Annotated in this window: 18 protein-coding genes; 2 read left to right on the forward strand and 16 right to left on the reverse strand. The window is 42.6% G+C overall.

The genetic code is table 11. The features are described from left to right. The coding region (locus tag C4S61_RS08325; protein ID WP_146064365.1) for a sensor histidine kinase at positions 1-306 on the forward strand (306 nt) is incomplete at its 5' end. Positions 307-796: 490 nt separating this feature from the next. Here C4S61_RS08325 and C4S61_RS08335 read toward each other — a convergent pair. The 16 genes from C4S61_RS08335 to C4S61_RS08410 all read right to left on the reverse strand — a co-directional run bounded on the left by C4S61_RS08335 (position 797) and on the right by C4S61_RS08410 (position 18859). Beyond that, the gene (locus C4S61_RS08335) at positions 797-1714 is read right to left on the reverse strand and encodes an alpha/beta hydrolase (protein ID WP_103924339.1); all 918 of its coding nucleotides are present in this window, start codon (positions 1712-1714) and stop codon (positions 797-799) included. 26 nt (positions 1715-1740) lie between these two features. Then, positions 1741-2445 (reverse strand): DUF3307 domain-containing protein, encoded by a 705-nt coding sequence (locus tag C4S61_RS08340; RefSeq protein WP_103924340.1) that lies wholly within the window; start codon positions 2443-2445, stop codon positions 1741-1743. Further along, positions 2442-3086 (reverse strand): SatD family protein, encoded by a 645-nt coding sequence (locus C4S61_RS08345; RefSeq protein ID WP_103924341.1) that lies wholly within the window; start codon positions 3084-3086, stop codon positions 2442-2444. The genes C4S61_RS08340 and C4S61_RS08345 overlap by 4 nt, the downstream gene beginning before the upstream one ends. 203 nt (positions 3087-3289) lie before the next feature. Beyond that, the gene (locus C4S61_RS08350; protein ID WP_103924342.1) at positions 3290-3625 is read right to left on the reverse strand and encodes an L-rhamnose mutarotase; all 336 of its coding nucleotides are present in this window, start codon (positions 3623-3625) and stop codon (positions 3290-3292) included. A 256-nt stretch (positions 3626-3881) separates the two neighbouring features. Then, on the reverse strand, positions 3882-5192 hold the full coding sequence (gene fucP, locus C4S61_RS08355) for an L-fucose:H+ symporter permease (protein WP_103924343.1): 1311 nt from the start codon (positions 5190-5192) through the stop codon (positions 3882-3884). A 10-nt stretch (positions 5193-5202) separates the two neighbouring features. After that, entirely contained in the window at positions 5203-5973 is a 771-nt protein-coding gene (locus C4S61_RS08360) for an L-fucose dehydrogenase (RefSeq protein WP_103924344.1), read from the reverse strand. Positions 5974-6192: 219 nt separating this feature from the next. Next, positions 6193-7017: an amidohydrolase family protein gene (locus C4S61_RS08365; protein ID WP_103924345.1), complete on the reverse strand. Its 825-nt coding sequence runs from the start codon at positions 7015-7017 to the stop codon at positions 6193-6195. Further along, positions 7014-7877 (reverse strand): fumarylacetoacetate hydrolase family protein, encoded by an 864-nt coding sequence (locus C4S61_RS08370; RefSeq protein ID WP_103924346.1) that lies wholly within the window; start codon positions 7875-7877, stop codon positions 7014-7016. The genes C4S61_RS08365 and C4S61_RS08370 overlap by 4 nt, the downstream gene beginning before the upstream one ends. Positions 7878-8134: 257 nt before the next feature. Beyond that, entirely contained in the window at positions 8135-8893 is a 759-nt protein-coding gene (locus tag C4S61_RS08375; protein ID WP_103924347.1) for an SDR family NAD(P)-dependent oxidoreductase, read from the reverse strand. Positions 8894-8969: 76 nt separating this feature from the next. After that, the gene (locus C4S61_RS08380; protein WP_103924348.1) at positions 8970-9356 is read right to left on the reverse strand and encodes a response regulator; all 387 of its coding nucleotides are present in this window, start codon (positions 9354-9356) and stop codon (positions 8970-8972) included. Then, positions 9346-10374 (reverse strand): PAS domain S-box protein, encoded by a 1029-nt coding sequence (locus tag C4S61_RS08385; protein ID WP_103924349.1) that lies wholly within the window; start codon positions 10372-10374, stop codon positions 9346-9348. Before C4S61_RS08385 ends, C4S61_RS08380 begins: the two co-directional genes overlap by 11 nt. A gap of 5 nt (positions 10375-10379) precedes the next feature. Beyond that, positions 10380-10814: a response regulator gene (locus tag C4S61_RS08390; RefSeq protein WP_103924350.1), complete on the reverse strand. Its 435-nt coding sequence runs from the start codon at positions 10812-10814 to the stop codon at positions 10380-10382. Continuing rightward, positions 10807-12801, reverse strand: coding sequence for an ATP-binding protein (locus C4S61_RS08395; protein WP_103924351.1), 1995 nt, complete (start codon positions 12799-12801; stop codon positions 10807-10809). Before C4S61_RS08395 ends, C4S61_RS08390 begins: the two co-directional genes overlap by 8 nt. A 3-nt stretch (positions 12802-12804) precedes the next feature. After that, positions 12805-17145 carry a PAS domain-containing protein gene (locus tag C4S61_RS08400; protein ID WP_103924352.1) on the reverse strand — a complete coding sequence of 1447 codons (4341 nt, stop codon included), beginning with the start codon at positions 17143-17145 and terminating at the stop codon, positions 12805-12807. 74 nt (positions 17146-17219) lie between these two features. Then, on the reverse strand, positions 17220-18290 hold the full coding sequence (locus C4S61_RS08405) for a Gfo/Idh/MocA family protein (RefSeq protein WP_103924353.1): 1071 nt from the start codon (positions 18288-18290) through the stop codon (positions 17220-17222). Then, positions 18287-18859: a peptidylprolyl isomerase gene (locus C4S61_RS08410; protein ID WP_103924354.1), complete on the reverse strand. Its 573-nt coding sequence runs from the start codon at positions 18857-18859 to the stop codon at positions 18287-18289. Before C4S61_RS08410 ends, C4S61_RS08405 begins: the two co-directional genes overlap by 4 nt. 139 nt (positions 18860-18998) lie before the next feature. Between C4S61_RS08410 and C4S61_RS08415 the strand changes: the two genes are divergently transcribed. Continuing rightward, positions 18999-20252: a GAF domain-containing sensor histidine kinase gene (locus tag C4S61_RS08415; RefSeq protein WP_103924355.1), complete on the forward strand. Its 1254-nt coding sequence runs from the start codon at positions 18999-19001 to the stop codon at positions 20250-20252. Positions 20253-20263: the final 11 nt, after the last annotated feature.

A 20263-nucleotide genomic window follows, 5' to 3' on the forward strand; every position in this document is an offset into this window, starting at 1 on the left:
AATGAATTAAATGAACAAGACCTGTCAGGTTTTGAAAACCTGACAGGTCTAACACCAACAGTCACCGTTTCCACCAAAAACCTTGGCAACAAAATCGAGATTTCAGTCTCCGACAACGGTCCCGGCATCCCCGATGCCATCAAAGACAAAATCTTCCAGCCTTTCTTTACCACCAAGCCAACCGGACAGGGGACGGGTTTAGGACTTTCTTTGAGTTATGATATTGTGAAGGCCCATGGAGGGGATATTAGTTTGGAATCCCAAGAAGGATTAGGGACCACCTTCCATATAACCTTACCGATTTAATCTTTAAGCAATGGCTATGCTTCCCACTAAATACAATACGTGAAGAAACTTTCATCCAACCTAAAACTTGGATGGATTGGCACCGGGCATGTATATGGTTCAGGTCAAGATCGGATACCCAGTGATAACCGAACGATTGTTAAAGAAAAAACTAGAAGTAAGACTCAATAATACAGGATAACCGCTGGAATTATTTCCGGCGGTTATTTTTTTGACCGTAAAACTAGAATCAAACAATCATTTTACTTTAGTATCAAACCAAAGGAGAATTTTAGATTAAAAGTCAACCAGTAGGTCTCCAGACTTTTCTTCCGCTTCGCGAAAAAAGGGTTCATTTACCCAGAGCGTGTCGTCAGCATCGAAGGCAATTACTTTGATAGGCATTATTTGTGACTGTTGGAATGGCTTCAAAAAGGAAAGTAAGTGGTAAGTGTTGAAAAGTGAGTGGTCTCACAGGAAAATACTACTTACTACTTACCTTTTACAAATTTCACATCACTGTTTCCTTCATCCACGCCAATAACACCTCTCTCCAGCCTTCTACAGCTCCTTTGCCCAAACCAAAAGCAAAGCCATGTCCACCGGAAGGATAGATGTGAAGGGAAGCTTTCACTCCGTTTTTGTGAAGGGCTTGGTAATAGAGGATCGAGTTTTCAACTGGAACGCCTTTGTCATCCTGTGCATGTACCAAGAAGGTTGGTGGGGTTTCAGCATTGACATTCAATTGAGCAGAAAAGCGGTCTTTTAATTCTTGGGAAGCATTTTCACCGATCAGATTCTTTCGTGAGCCCCCATGAACTGCATCATCCTGAAAGGTAATCACCGGATACACCAAAACTGAAAAATCAGGCCGGGCCGAAAGTGCATCAATCCCATCTTTTGGACGATCTACTTCATGATTGTATTGGGTGCTTGCAGTGGAGGCCAAATGTCCTCCGGCTGAGAAACCCATGATTCCAACCTTAGCCGGGTCGATATTCCATGCTGCGGCATTTTGCCGGACAAGACGGATGGCCCGTTGCGCATCGAGGAGTGGAACTTCCTTGGGATCAGTCAGGGATTTAGAACCGGGAAGGCGGTATTTGACCACAATTCCTGCAATTCCCTGTGCATTGAGCCACTTGGCAAAGTCGGTCCCTTCCCAATCGTAGGCTAGAATTCCATATCCTCCTCCGGGAAAAATGACCACGGCTTTGCCTGTTGAGATCTGTTTGGCAGGGAGATATACCTCGATCGTGGGAATTTGGACATTGTTGATTCGAATGATGCCTTCGGACACCACTTCTTCCTTCAGGTCCATTTCATTCTGAAGGGGAGGAGTGCCATTCCAAAGTGGAAGGGTGTGATTTTGAGAAAATGCCATAGATGTAAATAGGCTAACTAGGAGGGTTAGGATGGGTTTTTTCATGGGTTTTTTGGGCTAAATGCTTGATTTTAAATCTTCTCAACCAACCAGTGCACTGCTATTCCTGAAAGGATTGAAATGCCAAAACTGATCAAGGTGCCAATTAAAATATATTCTGTCAATTTTCTGTCCTTTGATTTCCTGAGATCTCCAAACCTGAAAACCGATTTGGCAGCCAATAGGAAACCGATAGCTTCCCATTTTCCGGTGATGACAAATACAAAGACGAACAAGCGCTCCAAGATTCCTATATATTTTCCGGCATTTTGGAGTGAAGCGCCCTCAGATAGATCCAATTTTTTTGACCAGCCTTCCAATAAGAGCTGTATTGTGATGCCTGCTGCTTGAGTGATCAGAATCAGGGCAGTCAGGTAAATCCAGAAAGCAGGTGATATTGACAGGTTTATTTCGGGTTGGAACCAAAGATACCATAAACCTAAGATTGCGGTGAGATGGGTAATTTGATCTGCAAAAAACCAGAAAACCCGGTTGTTGCTTTTTTGAAAGTAGAGCTTTATTAGGTCAATCAAGCCATGAATTAGCATTAAACACAGTGCCAAATCCCAAAATTCGATTCCAAGCAGAATTACTACGAGTGCTCCGTGAATCAGAAAGTGAAGATAGATTTTTGGGGATTTTACTTTTTTCTTTTCCTTTTCTGTAACCCACGATTTTGGTTGGAGCAAAAAATCTCCAATCAAATGAGCCAGTAGAAGTTTTAAAAGAATGATCATGGGATCAGTTTTTTGATTTTTTTACGGTAAACTTTTTCTATTTCCATTAGCTCAATCCCGTGGGTACGATTCCATCTTCCGCTGACTGAATTCTGCTTTATACCCAGTTTGGCTCCTATTTCTTCCTGCGTAATGTTTGGGTGATTTAGTACTACTTCCATTAGTTCAGCCGAGGAAATTGTCCAGCTATCCATTAGTATTCCGGCCAGCTTTAGATATAAATTGATTTCTTCATCCAATTCCTTCCAGGGGCTTTGGATAGCGAGGTTGATTTTCTCTTTTTTTAGCCGGTCAAATTTTTCCCCTGCAAACACAAATGCAGGTCCATTACTTTCGGATATTTTGCTTCCTGAATAGTTTTTTTCACCAATCCCTATCGCCATTCGGACATCTATGGGGCTGGAATTCTTTCGACTTTCCTCGGATTGGATCTTTTTTATCAAAATTTTGATCTGAATAGCCCGGTGTATGGCTTCTTCAGGATGATCAATTTCCAGCTGGAAAAAGTCTCCCCAAACTAACTCCCAGTTTTTTGGTGTCTCACCCCATTGAGAAAAAAGCTGCTGCAAGGGCTTTAGCCAGACTTCAGGATTTTTAAGTTTGCGTGAGTGAATGATGTCGCCTTTGATTACCGCTATCATAGCTGGGAATATCGTCTATTTAAATGATAATATCAAATATCGCTTAAAAATACGATAAATTACATTATCGTCTTTTTAGACGATAATAAGATTTATCTTTGAAATTGGCGATCCTTTGACTTCCAATCCGGATCGATTAGAATGGGCAGCTAAACGGAGAAGGTAGAATTCAACGACTTAACTATTAACTCTTAACAAATCAATTAAACCTTAAACTCAAATATTTTCTCCGTCAAAGCCCACCTCCAGTTTTCGGGCGTTCCCGGTAGGTTGGTTTGGTATTGACCGAGAAATGCTTCCCATTCCTGAACTTTTGGGTTTGCGTTATCGAGCTTAGCCTTCTGCTCAAAGCTAAAGTTTTCATCACCAACCAGTATCATGCTGAGTCGGTTTCTCCAGCGGTAAATGCTCATCTGCAATACGCCGGCCACTCGGATACTCTCCAGAATTTCCGGTGCCACGGCTTTGTGGCAATCGACATAAGCCTGAATCGCTTCGGGTTCATCTTTGAGGTCGCAGATGAGGAGGTAGGTTTTCATGGGTATTTGTTTACTTCGATATTCGACATTAAGTGTTCGATATTCGAAATTTTATTTATTTAATAATTCAGACTTTGTTCAGCTTTTAGATCAATATCGAATATTGAATGTCGAACACCGAATGATGAAGAAAGGCACCATACTAACTTTACCACTTTTCAACATTACAACCTTCCAACCTTCCAACTTAATTTTCCAATATTTCAATAATGAACACCGAATGCTGAATATCTAATAATGAAGTAATGAACCACAGCTACCTCCCAACTTCCTTCACCCTCATGGCAAACAACAGCACCATCAAGAAGCAAATCAGGGGCAAAACGAACGAGAAATTCACCTCAGGAACTCCAAGAATTATCACATCGGTGTAGCCTTTTCCTCCCCAGTCCAAAATCATTCCCTGAAGGATTGGCATAATCGCTCCCCCCACTATAGCCATGACCAAAAAGGCCGCCGCAAATTTGGAGTCTTCACCCAGTCCCTCAAGGGCGACTCCATAGATGGTAGGAAACATCAGCGACATCGCAAAACTGATCATGACCAAGCTGTAAAGCCCGGTCATTCCTGTTAGCAATATTGCTCCTAAGGTGAAAATCATCGCTAAGACACTGAATGCAGAAAGCAACTTTCTTGGCTTTACTACTCGCATCAAAAAAGTGCATAGCCATCGTCCTATCAAGAAAATCCCCAAGGAGGCATAAGCGTAATTTACCGCATCATAAGTACTGATTCCGATCGATTCCGCATATTGATAAATATAAGTCCAGACCATAATCTGCGCCCCGACATAGAACATCTGTGCCAAAGTTCCTTCGACAAAATTCCTGTTTTTCATTAGGCGCTTCATCGTCGGCCCAAAGTCAATTTTGCCTGTTGAATCCTTGCTTTCAGGCATTTTGACCATCAAAATCACAATAAAAATCCCGATCACGATCAAGCCGAGCATCACATAGGGATTACGGATGACCATGAGATCATTAGTTCGAATGACAGCTTTAGCCGTTTCATCCAAGGTGTCAAAAACGATGTTGCCATTTTCATCCACATGGTTGGATTGCAAGGCATTGAGGATAAAGGTTTTGGCAACGAAAAGCCCTGCCAAAGCGCCCATCGGATTGAAGGCTTGGGCAAGATTGAGACGCTGGGTAGCTGTGGCTTCCGGTCCCATGGACAGAATGTAAGGATTGGCAGTGGTTTCTAAAAATGCCAATCCAAAAGTCAGGATGTAAAGTGAGGCGAGGAAAAAGCCGTAACTCTCCCAAGCGGCAGCAGGATAAAATAGACAGGCACCAATGGCATAAAACCCCAATCCAAGCAGGACTCCGGTTTTGTAGGAGTACTTTTTGATAAAAAATGCTGCGGGCAAAGCCATGGTAAAATATCCCCCATAAAATGCCAACTGTACCCAGGAAGCTTGGGTGTTGTTTAGCTCCAAAACCCGCTTAAAAGCCGCTACCATCGGATTGGTGATGTCATTGGCAAATCCCCAAAGTGCAAACAGGGAGGTGACAAGAATAAAAGGGATTAACAGGTTTTTGGGGACTAGGGCTGGCTTTTGGGTCATGGATTGAAGGTCAAAGGGCTCGATCAAGATGCGTATATCCGCCGTCGACATACAGCTGCTGACCGGTGATGTGAGAGGCTTTATCTGAAAGTAAAAAGATGGCCATGGAAGCGATTTCTTCGGGTGTGGTCATTCTGTTCCCCAGTGGAATTCGGGCATTGATTTCAGCTAGTTTTTCATCAGGATTTGGGAAAGACTGGATCCAGTTTTCGTACATCGGAGTGAAAACTTCTGCGGGTAGAATGGCATTCACTCGGATTTGATAGGGGAGAAGTTCTACTGCCCACTCCCGGGTGAGCGCTAACTGAGCACCTTTGGCAGCAATGTAGCCGGAAGTGTTGCCTTGACCTGTTACCGCTGTTTTGGAGGAAATATTGACAATGGATCCCTTACTTTTTTTCAAAAAAGGCAAAGCAAAATGAGCTAAGTAATAGTAATGAAAAAGGTTTTTACCTACAGAATGGACAAAAGCTTCCGGTGTTCCATGTTCCAGTCCGACTCCGTCATTTGCTCCCGCATTATTGACCAATCCGTCAATTCGTCCAAATACCTCAACGGTCTTTTGAATCGCCAATCGAGCATCATCCTCGGAGAATAACCGAATGGGAATATGCAGTGCTTTTCCCTTGGACAGCTCGAAGATTTCCAAGGCTTCCTTCTCTGAGGGATCAATCATTACTGGAATAGCTCCTTCCTCGATCAATCCTCGGGAAATAGCTCCTCCGATGCCTTTGGCTCCACCGGAAATCAGGATGACTTTGTCTTGTAGGTTTAGGTTCATTTTTAGTGTTAAGTAAGCAGTCTTAGTTTTCAGTAAGAAAAGGCGCACGTATTTTTGTTCTCTTCGTTTTGCAAATTTAGTTTTTCAAATTCTTGTTAAGGTTCAAGAAAGGGCAATAGACGTCGGATTCTTTTGCTGTGGACAGTCGCCTGTGGTCAGTGGACGAAAATCCGCAACTTAATTTGCTCTTATTTATCTCCATAGCAGCATTGCGGATTTTCAAATCTTATAAAACTCCCCGGCAGTTTCGCCCATGATTCTCGCTTTTTCAGATGCAGAAAGTGAGTCCGTAAACTCTTCAATCACCTGCCAAAACCGCTCATATTCACCTGCCAACAAGCAAACGGGCCAATCACTTCCATACATCAGCCGATCTGGACCGAATAGCTCCAGGGCAATTTCCATATAGGGAATAAGCTGCTCCGGCGTCCAGGATTTCCAATCGGCCTCGGTGATCATACCGGAGAGTTTGCAGTGAACCAATTCCCGTTCTGAAAGGGGAGCCATGGTTTTTTTCCAATCTTTCCATTCGCCTGATTTAATGAATGGCTTTGCCAGATGATCGATCACAAAGTGCTGATCGGGGCATTTTTTTACCAACTCCAAAGAAGCTTCAAGGTGATTGGGAAATATCAAAATATCATACGGGTAGCCTCTGTCGCCTAGTTTACGGATGCCTCGAATAAACGCTTCCTGAAGCATGTATCTCGGATCTTTGGATTGGAGTACTTCCCGAAACCCCACTAATTTGGGTTGATCAGAATAGGTGTCGAGTACTTCGTCCAAGCTGTCACTTTTCAAATCTGCCCAGCCCACTACGCCGACTATCCATTCATGTTGATCAGCTAAATCCAGCAAAAAATCGGTTTCACGAAGGCTTTCTTCTGCCTGCACGGCAATACAACCCGCCATTTTGGCATCCTGTAAATGCGGATAAAGATCAGCAGGAAGGAAATTCCGTCTTATTCGGTTCATTTCGGGGGTGATCCAATCCTGTCTTTTGGGATCGTACTCCCAAAAATGCTGATGACCGTCAAGTCTCATTGTTCCGGATCTTTCATTGCCACCTGGCGTGAAACACCCAATCCTTCAATTCCCAGCTCCACAATGTCGCCATGTTCCAGAAAACGAGGTTCGGGTTTGAGTCCCATGCCTACCCCTGCTGGAGTTCCTGTCGAAATCACGTCTCCCGGCAATAAAGTCATGTATTGGCTCAGATGGGAAACAATAGTGGGAATGTCAAAGATCAGATCAGAAGTATTGCTGTCCTGAAGGATTTTACCATTGAGCTTGAGCCAAAGTCTGAGGTTATGCGGATCTGGAATTTCATCTTTTGTGACCAAAACCGGTCCAAGAGGAGCGAAGTGATCGGCACTTTTTCCCTTGACCCACTGACCTCCATGTCGAAGTTGAAAATCCCGCTCGCTGACATCGTTGTGCAGGCAGTATCCTGCGATGAAGTCATTGGCGTTTTCTACACTCACATACTTCGCCCGCTTGCCAATCACCACAGCCAGTTCCACTTCCCAGTCGGTTTGAACGGAATTTCTCGGAATGTAAATCGGGTCAAACGGTCCGCAAAGCGAAGAAGTAGCTTTCATAAAAATGATCGGAACTTCCGGTACTGCCATTCCGGCTTCCTCGGCGTGTTTTCGATAATTCAGCCCGATGCAGATGATTTTGGATGGACGGGCAATTGGAGAACCGATTCGGGCGTTTTTAGGAATTTCTTGGAGGGTGCTCTGATTCACAGCAAGCCAATCCTCTAGGCGTGCCAGGCCATTGTTGTTGAAAAAAGCTTCATTCCAATCCTCTCCAAAGCCGGAACAGTCTAGGTTGATTCCTGATCTATCCTGAATTCCGGGTTTTTCCTTTCCGGTTTCTCCAAATCGAATGAGTTTCATTTTTTTTAGTATCTAGTAGTGAGAATCAAGTATCAAGATTTATAGAACCAAGAACCAAGAAATTAAAATATCGAATTCGATAACAAGAATAATGAAATTGAATAGGAGTACCTGTCAGTCGACCGGCGGGAATTCGAGGTTTAATCCGAATATAATATGGTTATTGGTACCATTCCTTATATTCATAATTTAGCTTATTCTGATCTCCGGTATCAAATTTTACAATTTTGAAATTTTTCAATCTTCCAATTCTAGAATCACATCTTCAATCCCATAAATCCTCCATCAATATTAAAGTTGGCTCCAGTGATGAAGCTTCCAGCGTCGGAACTGATAAAATAGGCCAATTCGGCGATTTCCTCGGGAGTTCCCATCCGACCGATGGGTTGAGACGCGGCAAGTTTATCATACATTTCCTTTTCGTGTCCGGGATAATTTTTGGCTAAAAAGCCGTCTACGAAGGGGGTATGAACCCGGCCGGGTGAAAGACAGTTGCATCGAATACCCTCCTGAACATAGTCCCGGGCCACACTGAGTGTCATGGAAAGGACCGCTCCTTTGGTCATGCTGTAGGCAAAGCGATCCGGAATCCCGATTGTTGCTGCCACAGAGCACATATTGAGAATAGAGCCGCCTCCATTTTCTTTTAATTTGGGCAGAGCAACTTTGATGCAGTTAAACATCCCTTTGACGTTGACCTGAAATAAGCGGTCAAAGTCCTCTTCTGTAGTGTTATCCACTCTTCCGATGTGTGAGATTCCTGCATTATTGATCAATACGTCTAATTTGCCGGGAATCTGATTAATCAGCTGCTCCACTTTCGTGTAGGAAGCGATACTTCCTTCCAGAAATTTGACCGGATAGCCTTTTTCATGCTCTTTATCCTGGAGTTTTGTTCCTTCGACAGGATTGGTATCGATAAAAAAGACGTGCCAGCCCTCGGAGGCAAATTTTCGGACCATGGCAAGTCCAATTCCGCTGGCTCCTCCGGTGATAAGGACATTACTTGTTTTCATTTCAATAGGTTTGGGTCAATTGCAAATCATGGACTGGATCTTCTCAAGTTAATTTAAAAGATTAAAAATAGACGTGCTATTCCTTCTCTATCAATTCGAAGATTCGATGAATTTTATCAAAAGATATGGGTTTTTCAAAAAAATCGATCACCTGAGAATAATTTTTAGCAGTTTCTAAGTGAATCGGATTTACCGATGAGGTGAGAATAAAAACTTTGGATGCCGCATCATTTCTCTTGGTGAGTTCATCCAATAAATCCCAACCACTCATGTCATTCAAATAAATATCGACCAACAAAAATCTTTTGCCGGAAACAGAATGAGTATTGGTAAGGTGGTCGAGGGCTTTTTGTCCGGAATTATATAGGGTAATTTTGACATCAGACCGGACTTTTAAAAACATCTTTTCCAAGATGGTTAACAGAACTTCATCATCGTCCACCAAAACAAGTTCAAGCTTCATTTTTTTGGATGGATACAATATTTTCTAATCGTTGACTTATATCACGAATGATTTGGTCCAGTTCCAATGAAGAATCATTGATATGGCCGATAAGACTGGCACATTCTTCCGTAGTCTCCGGAATTTCGGTTTCAAGTAAGTTGACAAGAGCCAATAATCTTGCCAATGGAGCTCGGATTACATGCGATTGAATCCAGGCAATTTCGCGGAAAGTTTCATTTTGCTTCTCGATGGTGTTTACGTATCTCAATCGTTCGGTGATGTCATTCACCAATACGAGCACGGAACTCCTGCCATTGAATACCAACGGGTTGGTGGTAGCTTCTACGAAAATTACTTCTCCGTTCTTTTTTTTATGACGAAAGACCGTTTTTGGCTTCAACTCGATTCCCTTGCGTGTATCCGCAACTGCCTCTTCCATTAATTTGATGTCTTCTTCTGGCCGGATGTCATGGATCCGCATGCTTAAAAATTCACTTTCGCTAAATCCATAGTGAGCTATTGCAGCTTGGTTGATATTCAAAAAGTGAAAGGTCTCTAAATCGTAAACCCACATTGGCAATGGGCTGAGCTGAAATAGATCACTGTATCGCTTTTCTGATTTTTGAATTTGATCTACAAACTTGCTACGCTGAATCGCATAAATTATGCTCTTGTAGAGTATGATGGGAGTAAGCTCATCTTTCAGTAAGTAGTCTGAAACACCAAGTCCTAAAGACTTAATGCTAAAATCAAGATCTGAGAAGCCGGTAAGTGCCACTACAGGTGTCCCTACTGCTAACTCCAAAACTCCGACAATCAACTGTTCGCCCGAAAGATCCGGTAACGACAAGTCCAGAAAAATGATATCAAAGTGATTGGCTTTGTCCTCCAGGATTTTTTTAGCGGATAGAAAAGTCTCCGCGCGGGTGAGTCTTGGATTTAGGATATTCTCCGTCAAGTATTCCTCGATGAGGATAAAGTCTCCCAGATTGTCTTCAATGATCAGAAAATTGTAGGATTTTTCGTCCATTCTCATGCGTTTCAGTTATTGGGTAATATAGCGGTGCCAAACCAAAACTCCTCAATTTTGCAAGTAACATTTACAAATTCTGATACCTCAAGTGGCTTGATGATATAGCAGTTTGCATGCTCTTGATAAGCTTTGAATATGTCTATTTCTGAGGAAGATGTAGTCAGGATTATGATGGGTATATGTTTCAGATCTGGGTGATTTTTAGAGCTTTGCAGCACTTCATGTCCGTTTTTCTTAGGCAGATTAATGTCCAAAAGTATCAGATCCGGCAAGTCTTGTTTCTTATTGTGCAGGCAGTCCACCAGGAAGTTTAAGGCCTCACTGCCGTTTCTGGAAACCCGTAATTCATGCTTGACTTTGCATTCTTCCAAGGCTTCGGTAGTTAAAAGTATATCCCCTTCGTTGTCCTCCACCAAAAGGATTTTCATCGGTTTTTTATCCATAATTTTTCAGTGTAAATAAAAATTTACTTCCAGCACCAAGAGTTGACTCTACCCAAATTTTTCCCCCATGCTGGGTCACTATTTTCCTACAAGTAGCCAGTCCCATCCCTGTTCCGGGATATTTTTCTTTTGGATGCACTCTGTTCAATATACCAAAGATAAATTCTAGATACTCACCTTCAATACCAATTCCGTTGTCCTCAACAGAAAATTCCAAAAAATCATTTTCCACTCTTCCGGAAATCTTAATTATCAGTTCTGTGTCAGTTTTTCTGTATTTCAGCGAATTCCCGATAAGATTTTGAAATAAGATTTGAATCGGGGTTTTGATCCCCATGATCGCAGGCAAATCATCTACAATTATTTTTGCATTGGATTCCCTGATCAAATCTGATTTTAGCTCCAATACGCTCTTTACCAATTCGTTAGCATTTATTTTTTCCAACGAATTGGGATGAAATCCAACCTTGGAATATTCCAGGAGATCATTGATGAGGGTGGTTAGGCGTTTGGAACCGTCTATGGCAAAGTTGATGTATTGGTTGGCTTTTGCATCCAAATCCTTACTGTACTTTTTCTCCAGCAAGGACATAAATGAACTGATCATTCGGAGCGGTTCCCGCAGGTCGTGGGAAGCCAGAAAAGCAAATACTTTTAATTCTTCATTGGCATTGGCCAAGCTTTGATTCGCTTCCATGACCTGGATTTCAGCCTTTTTACGTTTGGAAATGTCCTGAGTGGCACCGATCATTCGAATAGGTGCTCCTATATCGTCTCGTTGGATGTAACCTTTGTCGATAATGTAGGCATAGGTATCATCAGCTCGTTTTACCCGGAATTCCTGTTCCCAAAATTGGGCATCACTTCGGAGTGTTTTTTCCAGATTTTCCGAAACCTTCACTGCATCCTCGGGATGGATTATTGTTTTCCAAAAGTCATGATTCTTTGTCCTTTCATCCATTTGGTACCCAAACATCTTGAAAAAGTGGGCTGACCGGAAGACCTTATTTGAAGTCAGATCCCAGTCCCAAATCACGTCGGATGTCGCTTTGGTAGCCAGCTCAAAACGTTCATTCGCCTCCAGTATTTCCTTGGATTGTTCTTCAACCTTCTTTCGCAAAAGGGCAGGTTGTCGAGCGAGGATCCAAGCTAAATAGCCCACCGCAAATGAGAGGATAAACCGAAGGAAAACAGTGAAAAGTCCCGCGGAAAATGCTTTACTTTTTTTGAGTTGAACTGAAAGTGTCCAGTTTCCAATATCAATAGGGGAACTGGCCAGAAATCCCGTTGCTATTGATTTATCATCTGATGGGATGTAGTTTTCCAACTCACGGGTGTTTGGATTGATTTTAGTTAGTTTGATTGTAAAATCCCCGTCCGGATCATCATTTAATTTCCCTGCCTCAAAGATCGTTTCCATGTAAATGATGATGGCAGACAGGCCTTTGAGTTTTTCGTTTTCAAAAATGGGATACCTTCCGACTATACCCACCCCGCCTTGTTTGAGATGAATTGGCCCTGAGAAAAAGACATCTTTTCTAAGGACGGCTTCCATTACTTCTTTGTTTGTCGTAGGATCAGCGAGCACATTGTATCCAATGACTGTCTCATTGCCGGCTAGCGGGTAAACGGCCACGATAGTACCGCTATCCAGGTATTGGATGACATCCACCAGTGGATTGCTTTCTAAAATTCCTTTACCGATTTTATCAAAATCATCGACGATGTTTTCCTGATTTTGAGCAAAAAATCCCAGCGTTTTAACTGCCGAGACGCCGTTGTTTAAGGCGGAGTACAGGTTATTTTCAAGTTCGTTCAATTTGAAGAGGACTTCCTCCCGTTCGATGGACAGCCTGAGCTTGTACTCTGTGTAGGAGAGGTACATGCTGAGCGTTAAGCTCAGAATAAAAACAATCCATCCGGTGTTTCTAGGGTTTGCAGAAAATCTGTTTTTCACCCAATTTTTCAAATTTTCCAAAAGTGCCATAGTTTATTTTGCTAAGGTGAAATAAAAATTGCTTCCGGCACCAAGTGATGATTCTACCCAGATTTTTCCTCCGTGTAGTTCAACGATTTTTTTACACAATGCCAGGCCAATTCCTGATCCGGAGTATTGCTCTTTTTGATGTAGACGCTGGAAAATGATGAATATCTTATCCTGATACTCTGGGTCTATTCCGATTCCATTGTCTCTGACCGAAAACTTCCATTCTGATTCATATTCGTGGCCTTCAATCCAGATTTCGGGTCTATTTCCTTTTTCCTGATATTTCAGCCCGTTTGAAATGAGATTTTGAAATAGCTGAATGATCGCGTTGACATAACAATGGATATCAGGAAGCGGGCCAAGATGGATAATCGCTCCTTTTTCTTTTATCAGTTTCCCATTCAGTAATAGAACTTCATTAATTAGATCAGAGGAGGCACTGAGTTTTTTGGTGCCGGCGATAGTTCCTATTCTGGAAAATTCCAATAAATCCAGAATGATTTCCTTCATCCGTCTAGCTCCGTCTATAGCAAAATGAATGTATTGAAGTCCTTTTTCATCCAAAATCGTAGCATATTTTCGTTCGATGAGTCCCAGAAAGCTGGAAATCATCCGTAGGGGTTCCTGAAGATCATGAGAGGCTACATAGGCAAACTGTTCGAGTTCTTTATTTGAAGCTTCCAATTTGCTATTGGCAAGGGCAAGTTCGGTGTTCAGTGCTTTCAATGATTCTTCATAGGATTTTCTTGGGGTGATATCCTGTATTGCCCCTACGACTCGTGTGGCTTTTCCTTTAGAATCTCTGAGAATTGTGCCTTTATCAGCTAAATAACGCATTGCCCCATCTTTTCTCAAAAAGCGATATTCAGCTTCAAAAAAAGTGTTCTCAGGACTGCTCAGGACGTTTTGATAAAGTGAAATTACCCGTTCTCTGTCCTCCGGATGAATATGGTCCCGCCACCTGTCGTAGTTGTCATAAATGCCCGCGATTTCCTCTCCAAAGAGAGCGTTGAAACCTTCTCCCCAATAATGCTCGCCGGTCTCAATATTCCAATCCCAAATCGCATCGTGGGAAGCTTGAGAGATTAATCTAAAGCGCTCATTGAATTCCTGGATTTGCTTTTCAGATTCTTTTTTGGAGGTGATATCTTTCAAAATCACGGAGAGTCCACCCTGTGAAGGGTAGATGGTCACTTCCAGCCATTTATTAATCCAGGAGTCGAATGCCTCAAAATACTGGGATTGGTTTTCCTGAAAAACGAGTTCATAGGCTTTTTTGAATTGCTCATTTTCGACCTCAACAAAATCCCATAGGCTCCGGCCGACAATACTTTCCCGCTTAATCCCGGTAAGCTTTTCCACTACATTATTCCAGTAGGTGACCGTGTAGTTTTTATCCAAAGCATAAAATGAGTCACCGATACTTTCCAAAAGTGAATCTCTGGACTCGAAGGCATCACGGATTCGGTCCAAATTCTGCTTTCGCTCTATGGCAAGGGATAAATTCGTGGTGACTGAAGCCAGGAATCCGATCTCATCTTCGGACCATATTTTATGAGTAGTGCAGTCATCGAATCCTATAAAGCCATAAAACTGCCCATCTACAAAGATTGGCATGATTAGGATGGACTTGATTCCCTGAGCTTCCAAAATTTGTTTCATGGACTCTTCTGCTTCCTCGGTTACCACGATTAATGGTTTCCCCTGGAGTACCGCCTGATAGGTGATCGGATGTTCCTGGAGTGGTATGGCCTGATATTCAGCATTATCTAATTCTGAACTCACCAGTCCATTTGTCCATTCATGGGTTTGTTGGGTAAAATGAAGCCCCGATACAGGGTCTTGGAAATTTTTAAAGAAATAAACCCGGTCAGCTCCAGAGGATTCTCCCATTAATTGAAGAATCGGGCTCAGCAGCTCTTGCCAATTTTCAGTTTCAAGAAGCGATTGGATAATGTAAGAGATGGCGGCTATCAGGTTGGTCTTTTTCTGAATCTCCAGCTCCTTTTCTTTTTCTTGGCTGATGTCAGTCAAGCTCCCGACCATTCGGTAGGGTTCTCCATCCGAATCCCTCAGAATGACCGTGTTTTCTTTGACGATGGTGTAGGTTCCATCAAACTTTTTGAAGCGGTATTCGCCATACCAGCGGTTTTGATTTTTATCGTTTCGGGCGATTTTAATGGATTCCCAAATGGCCGGCAGGTCCTCCGGATGAATCATAGTTTGCCATACATCCTCCGAAACATGGTCCATCTCTTCCGGATAGCCAAAAAGGCGGTGGTATCCTTTACCCCAAAAAATCGAATTCTTCTTGATATCCCAGTCCCAAATCGCATCTGATACCGCCTGGGTGGCCAAGTGAAAGCGTTCATTGCTGGTGATCAGCGAATGTTCCGCCCAAAAGCGATCCGTCTCATCCATTACCGTCGAGATCATAATATCCTGTTCGGGGAGCGGAATGTTCTTGGCAGTGATGATTTTCTCTTTCCCGCTTTGGGTCATGATTGGAATATTTTTCCAGATCATTCTCCCCGGATCCCCGCTTTGGATATCTTCTAATATCCTTTGTGTGATGGATTCCCGGATTTTTTGGTTCGGGAATACTTTTTGGTAAAAACTTTCAACATCGAGAAACAAATCAGCAGGCCATCCATAAATCTCACCAAAAGCGGGGTTGACATAGGTGGTTTGTCCCGTGCTGATTTTGTTTACTGCAATGCCTAAGGGGAGATTTTTGAGAGTTGATTCAATGAAGATATTTCGCTCAAGCAGCTCCCGCTCGATCGTCCTTTCCTTGGTGATATCTTGTGCGGTACCCCGGAATCGCTTGGATTTCGTTTTTGGATCAAATTCGATTCCCCCCTTTTCGTGAATGTATTTGATTTCTCCGGAGGAAAGTAGGATTCTGTGTACGGCATCCAAAGGTTCACCTCCGGACAGCGCCCGATTGTGGTGTTCAAGAAAACTGGCCTGGTCCTCCGGATGAATCGTATTAAAAAACAGTTCAAAGTTTGGATTGAATCGACTTTTGTTTATTCCCCAAATGACAAAGATTTCATCAGACCAGTAAATTTCTTCTGTCTGAACATCAAATTCCCAGTACCCGAGTTTTCCTATCTTTTGTGCAAGATTCAGACGCTCCAGCAGCTCGTTTTGCTTTTGTTCTTCCAGTATTAGTTTGGTGACATCCAGGCTATAACACCCCACTGCGGCGACTTTATTTTCTTCAAAAATTGGCTTAAAATAAACTTCCATGTAGCCGCCTTTTTGTATAAGAGAGACTTTTCTCACGACAGAAAAGGCCTCGCCTGCCAATGCCCGGTCGTACCAGGCTTTCCATTCTTGAATAAAAAAGTCTGGTAATGGGGTGTTAACGATCAGATTGTCACCTGATTTAATTTCCCAATTCCCAATTTCCTTCATTGCCGAAAGAAATTTGTCGTTTGCAGTGAGCAAACAATAATTGCGGTTAACTGCCCAAATGGTTTCCGGAGAGGAGTCCAGAACAATGGCAAGTTTTTGACGGTCTTGACGAAGAGTTTCTCTTGTTTGGACGAGCTGGGTGATATCTCTTGCGATGGCAAAAACGGTATTGGTGATTCGGTCAAGTGTGGCAGACCAATTCAGGTGAATGATTGACCCGTCTTTTTTGAAATAGCGATTTTTGAAATCAGCGGAAGGAATACCTGCCATTATTTGCTTCCTGATCTCTAGGGTCGCCTGAAAGTCATCCGGGTGGATAAGTTCCCGGAAGGATTTCCCGATGAGTTCTTCGGGTTGATAACCCAAGATCTTGAAACTGGACTTAGAAACCTTCTGATAGTAGCCCGCTTCGTTGGCTAAAAATATCAAATCCTGCGTTGTATTCAGGATGTTTTCGATTTGGAGATTGGTTTTTTGAAGTTCGATCTCCTGCTGTTTTTCTTGAGTTATGTCTTTGAATACGCCAAAAAGACGAGTTGCCTTTTTATCGGCATCCAACTCCACTATCCCTTCAGAAATGATATACCGAACTTCTCCATTGGAATGAATGATCCGTTTTTCAACTTTGAAAGGTTGACCTGTCCTGATCGAATTCATGTAGTGGGATCTGGCCAATTCCCGATCGTCAGGATGAACGACAGAAAGCGCTAAGTCTATCGAGGGCTTGACTTGATTCGGATCCAATCCCAAAATCCTGTAAAATTGATCCGACCACTTGTTTTCCCCTGTTTTTAGATCGATTTCCCAATGTCCAATTCCTCCCAATGACTCAATTTGCTTGAGCAATTCTTCAGATCGTTCTAAAGTTTGAGTGGAATTATTAAAAAACTGAGAATCTCTAGTCGTAGAGGATTTACCCATGTGATGATGACTTTTAACTCATGAATATAAGTCAATAGGATTTTGATACCTACCAAGTGCTTTTTTGTGTAAACCTACAGCCTTACTACTTCTCCCGTTTTCACAGATTCATCACAAGCAAAGGCGATTCTGAGGCTATTGAGGGCGTCATCCAAATGATCGGTTAAATTCATGTTTTCCCTGATGGCTTTTAGAAAATAGGCTTGTTCCCGATCGCAAAGGCCCTGATGGTCCGGTTCGTCAGTCATATCTACCCAAGTGTCCTTTTTCAGGAAATGGTTTTTATCATCGATGTCTGCATGATGGATTCGAATGGATTCGGTTTTGGTGTGGCTATCGACCTGGTCGGATTTTCCGGAAGCTCCCGCGTCTTTGGCTACGATGGAGACAGCTCCTTTGGGCCCAAACACATCTTTTACAAAAAAGGCAGTTTCGCTGATCATCGGGCCCCATCCTGCTTCATACCAACCTACCGAGCCATCCTCAAATCTGATCTGCAATTGCCCGTAATTATAATTTTCAGTAGCGATGTCCTCAGTCAATCTGGCACCGATGGCCGACACCCACACAGGCTTGGATCGGGTCATTTGGCACATCACATCAATGTAATGAACCCCGCAATCCACGATTGGGCTGAGTGACTTCATCAAATTGCGATGGACATCCCACATGTATCCCTGGCTTTGCTGATTCAGATTCATTCGCATCACGAGTGGTTTACCCAGTTTTTGAGCTTCTTCAATGAATCTGATCCAGGAAGGATGATGCCGAAGGATGTATCCTACCACTACTTTTTTTCCGGATTGCTTAGCCTTTGCAATGATTTTTTCACAGCCTGAAACTGTGTCCGCGAGCGGTTTTTCGATAAAAATATGACAGCCTGCCTCCAGCGCCTTCAATGCAAATTCTTCATGGGTATCCGGATAGGTAGAAATACAAACCGCTTCCGGTTGGGTCCTGGTCAAAGCTTCCTCAAAGTCATCAAAAAGCGGATAATTGGTGCCGAGCTTCTCGTTGAGTCGCACTTTGCTGGCTCCTCGGGCCACAAGACCACAAATTTCAAATTCAGGCATGGAATGGTAAGCTGCTGCATGGGACGCTCCCATATTGCCGCATCCTACAATGAGTATTCTGATGGGATTCATTTCTTGGGTTGATTGATAAGATTTGAGTATTCTATCTCGTTAAGATAAATTATTTCAATTTTTAGGGTAATCGGAGTTTCGGGTTCGTCTGCTTGATTTCGGGCTACATTTACCACCTGATCGACGATATCCATTCCTTTGATCACATGCCCAAATACGGTATAATCTCCATCCAGGCGATGAATTCCCTGGGGGTTTTGGACTATGTAAAACTGGCACCTTGCCGAGCGCTTGCCCGGATTATCATCTCTTCCGGCTCCTAGGGCCCCATATACGTGTGTCAGTTCGGGATGAAATTCGGGGTCGAGTAAGTATTCCGGATCAGTGAATCCGGCAGGTGTATCGGGACAGCCTCCCTGAGCGACAAAGTTTGGGATGACCCGATTGAAAGTAAGTGAATCCCAATATCCAGCTTGGGCAAGTTCAATGAAACTTTCGCGGTGATTGGGGGTACGGTTATCCAAGCTGATCCAAATATCTCCCAATGGGGTGCTGATTTTTCCGACAGGGATAGTTTCAAAGTATGAAAAAATGAAAACTAATATACTGAAATTTAAACTTGTAATCATGGGTTGGCTAGAATTAATCGATGAAATATGCACTTAATATACACAAGATAGTGACTGGTTTTTCTCATGAAAGAAAAGAAGGGAATCTTGTATCAGTATTGAATATTTGTGACTTGATTTGTTGAAATCGCAAGCTACCATGACTCAAGAAAAATCACCTCAATCTATCGATCTGGATCTTACCACGCCAATTCCCGAGAATGAAATGGATCGCTTATTGGCTCTAAGTGAATTGGATTTGGACTATTTGGAACTGAATGATTCTTTTAAGGATCTTACCAAGCTGGCCGCAAAAGTGGCAGGAACATCCATCTCTTTGATCAATCTGATTGACTCTTTTACGCAATGGAGCGCTTCATCTTTCGGTCTCGATATCCAGCAAATGCCGAGGGAAGATTCGGTTTGTCAATACACCATTTTACAGGAGAATATTGATGGTTTTGAAATAAAAGATCTGTCGGTAGATGAGCGATTTAAGGATAAGTTCTATGTCACAGATGCTCCTAAACTTAAGTATTATTATGGGGTGCCGCTAAAACTTGAAAATAACATCGCTTTAGGTGCGCTCTGTGTGATACATGATGGTGAAAAAAATCTGAGTGCTGAAAAAAAAGAAATGCTGGAGATTATTGCAGGGGAAGTGGTCAATCGAATCAAAATCCACCATGCTATTTCGAGTCTTAAAAGGAAAGTGCAAGAAACCAACTCGATAAAAAACCGGGTTGCACATGATATCCGTGGTCCGATAGGAGGGATCATTGGTTTGGCTGAGATAATCCAAATGCAGGGCGATAAAAATAAACTGGAGGAAGTGCTTTCCTTCATTTCATTGATTCAAAAAAGCGGAAAGTCAATTTTGGAACTTGCAGATGAAATCCTTTCCAATAGTGCGGACTCAGGGGAAGTCATCCACAGGTCCCCTAAAGAGCATGAATTTTCTCTTTCAACCTTAAAAACTAAACTGAAGGATATGTATAATCCTCAGGCAATATCCAAAAAGGTCGAATTGGAAGTAAAAGCCAATCCTCCGTTTGAAGAGATTCCTTTTCCTAAAAACAAGATTCTCCAAATACTGGGGAATTTAATTTCCAATGCAATTAAGTTTACTCCCACTCATGGCAAAATAGAGGTTCTGCTCGATATGGAAGTTTTGGATCAAATCAGGAAACTTGTTTTTAAAGTAAAAGACAATGGTGTTGGGATTGATCAAACTAAAATCGAGGAGATCCAGGCAGGAGGAACGAACTCTTCTATGGGAACTTCAGGAGAAAAAGGATTCGGATTTGGGTTGAATCTAGTTCACCATTTGGTAAATTCACTTAAAGGTAAGCTAAATGTAAAATCAGAACTGGGAAAGGGGACAGAATTCGAATTCATACTTCCTTTGGACTAAAGATTATTTAG

The sequence above is a fragment of the Algoriphagus boritolerans DSM 17298 = JCM 18970 genome (assembly GCF_900108085.1).
Lineage (GTDB): Bacteria > Bacteroidota > Bacteroidia > Cytophagales > Cyclobacteriaceae > Algoriphagus > Algoriphagus boritolerans.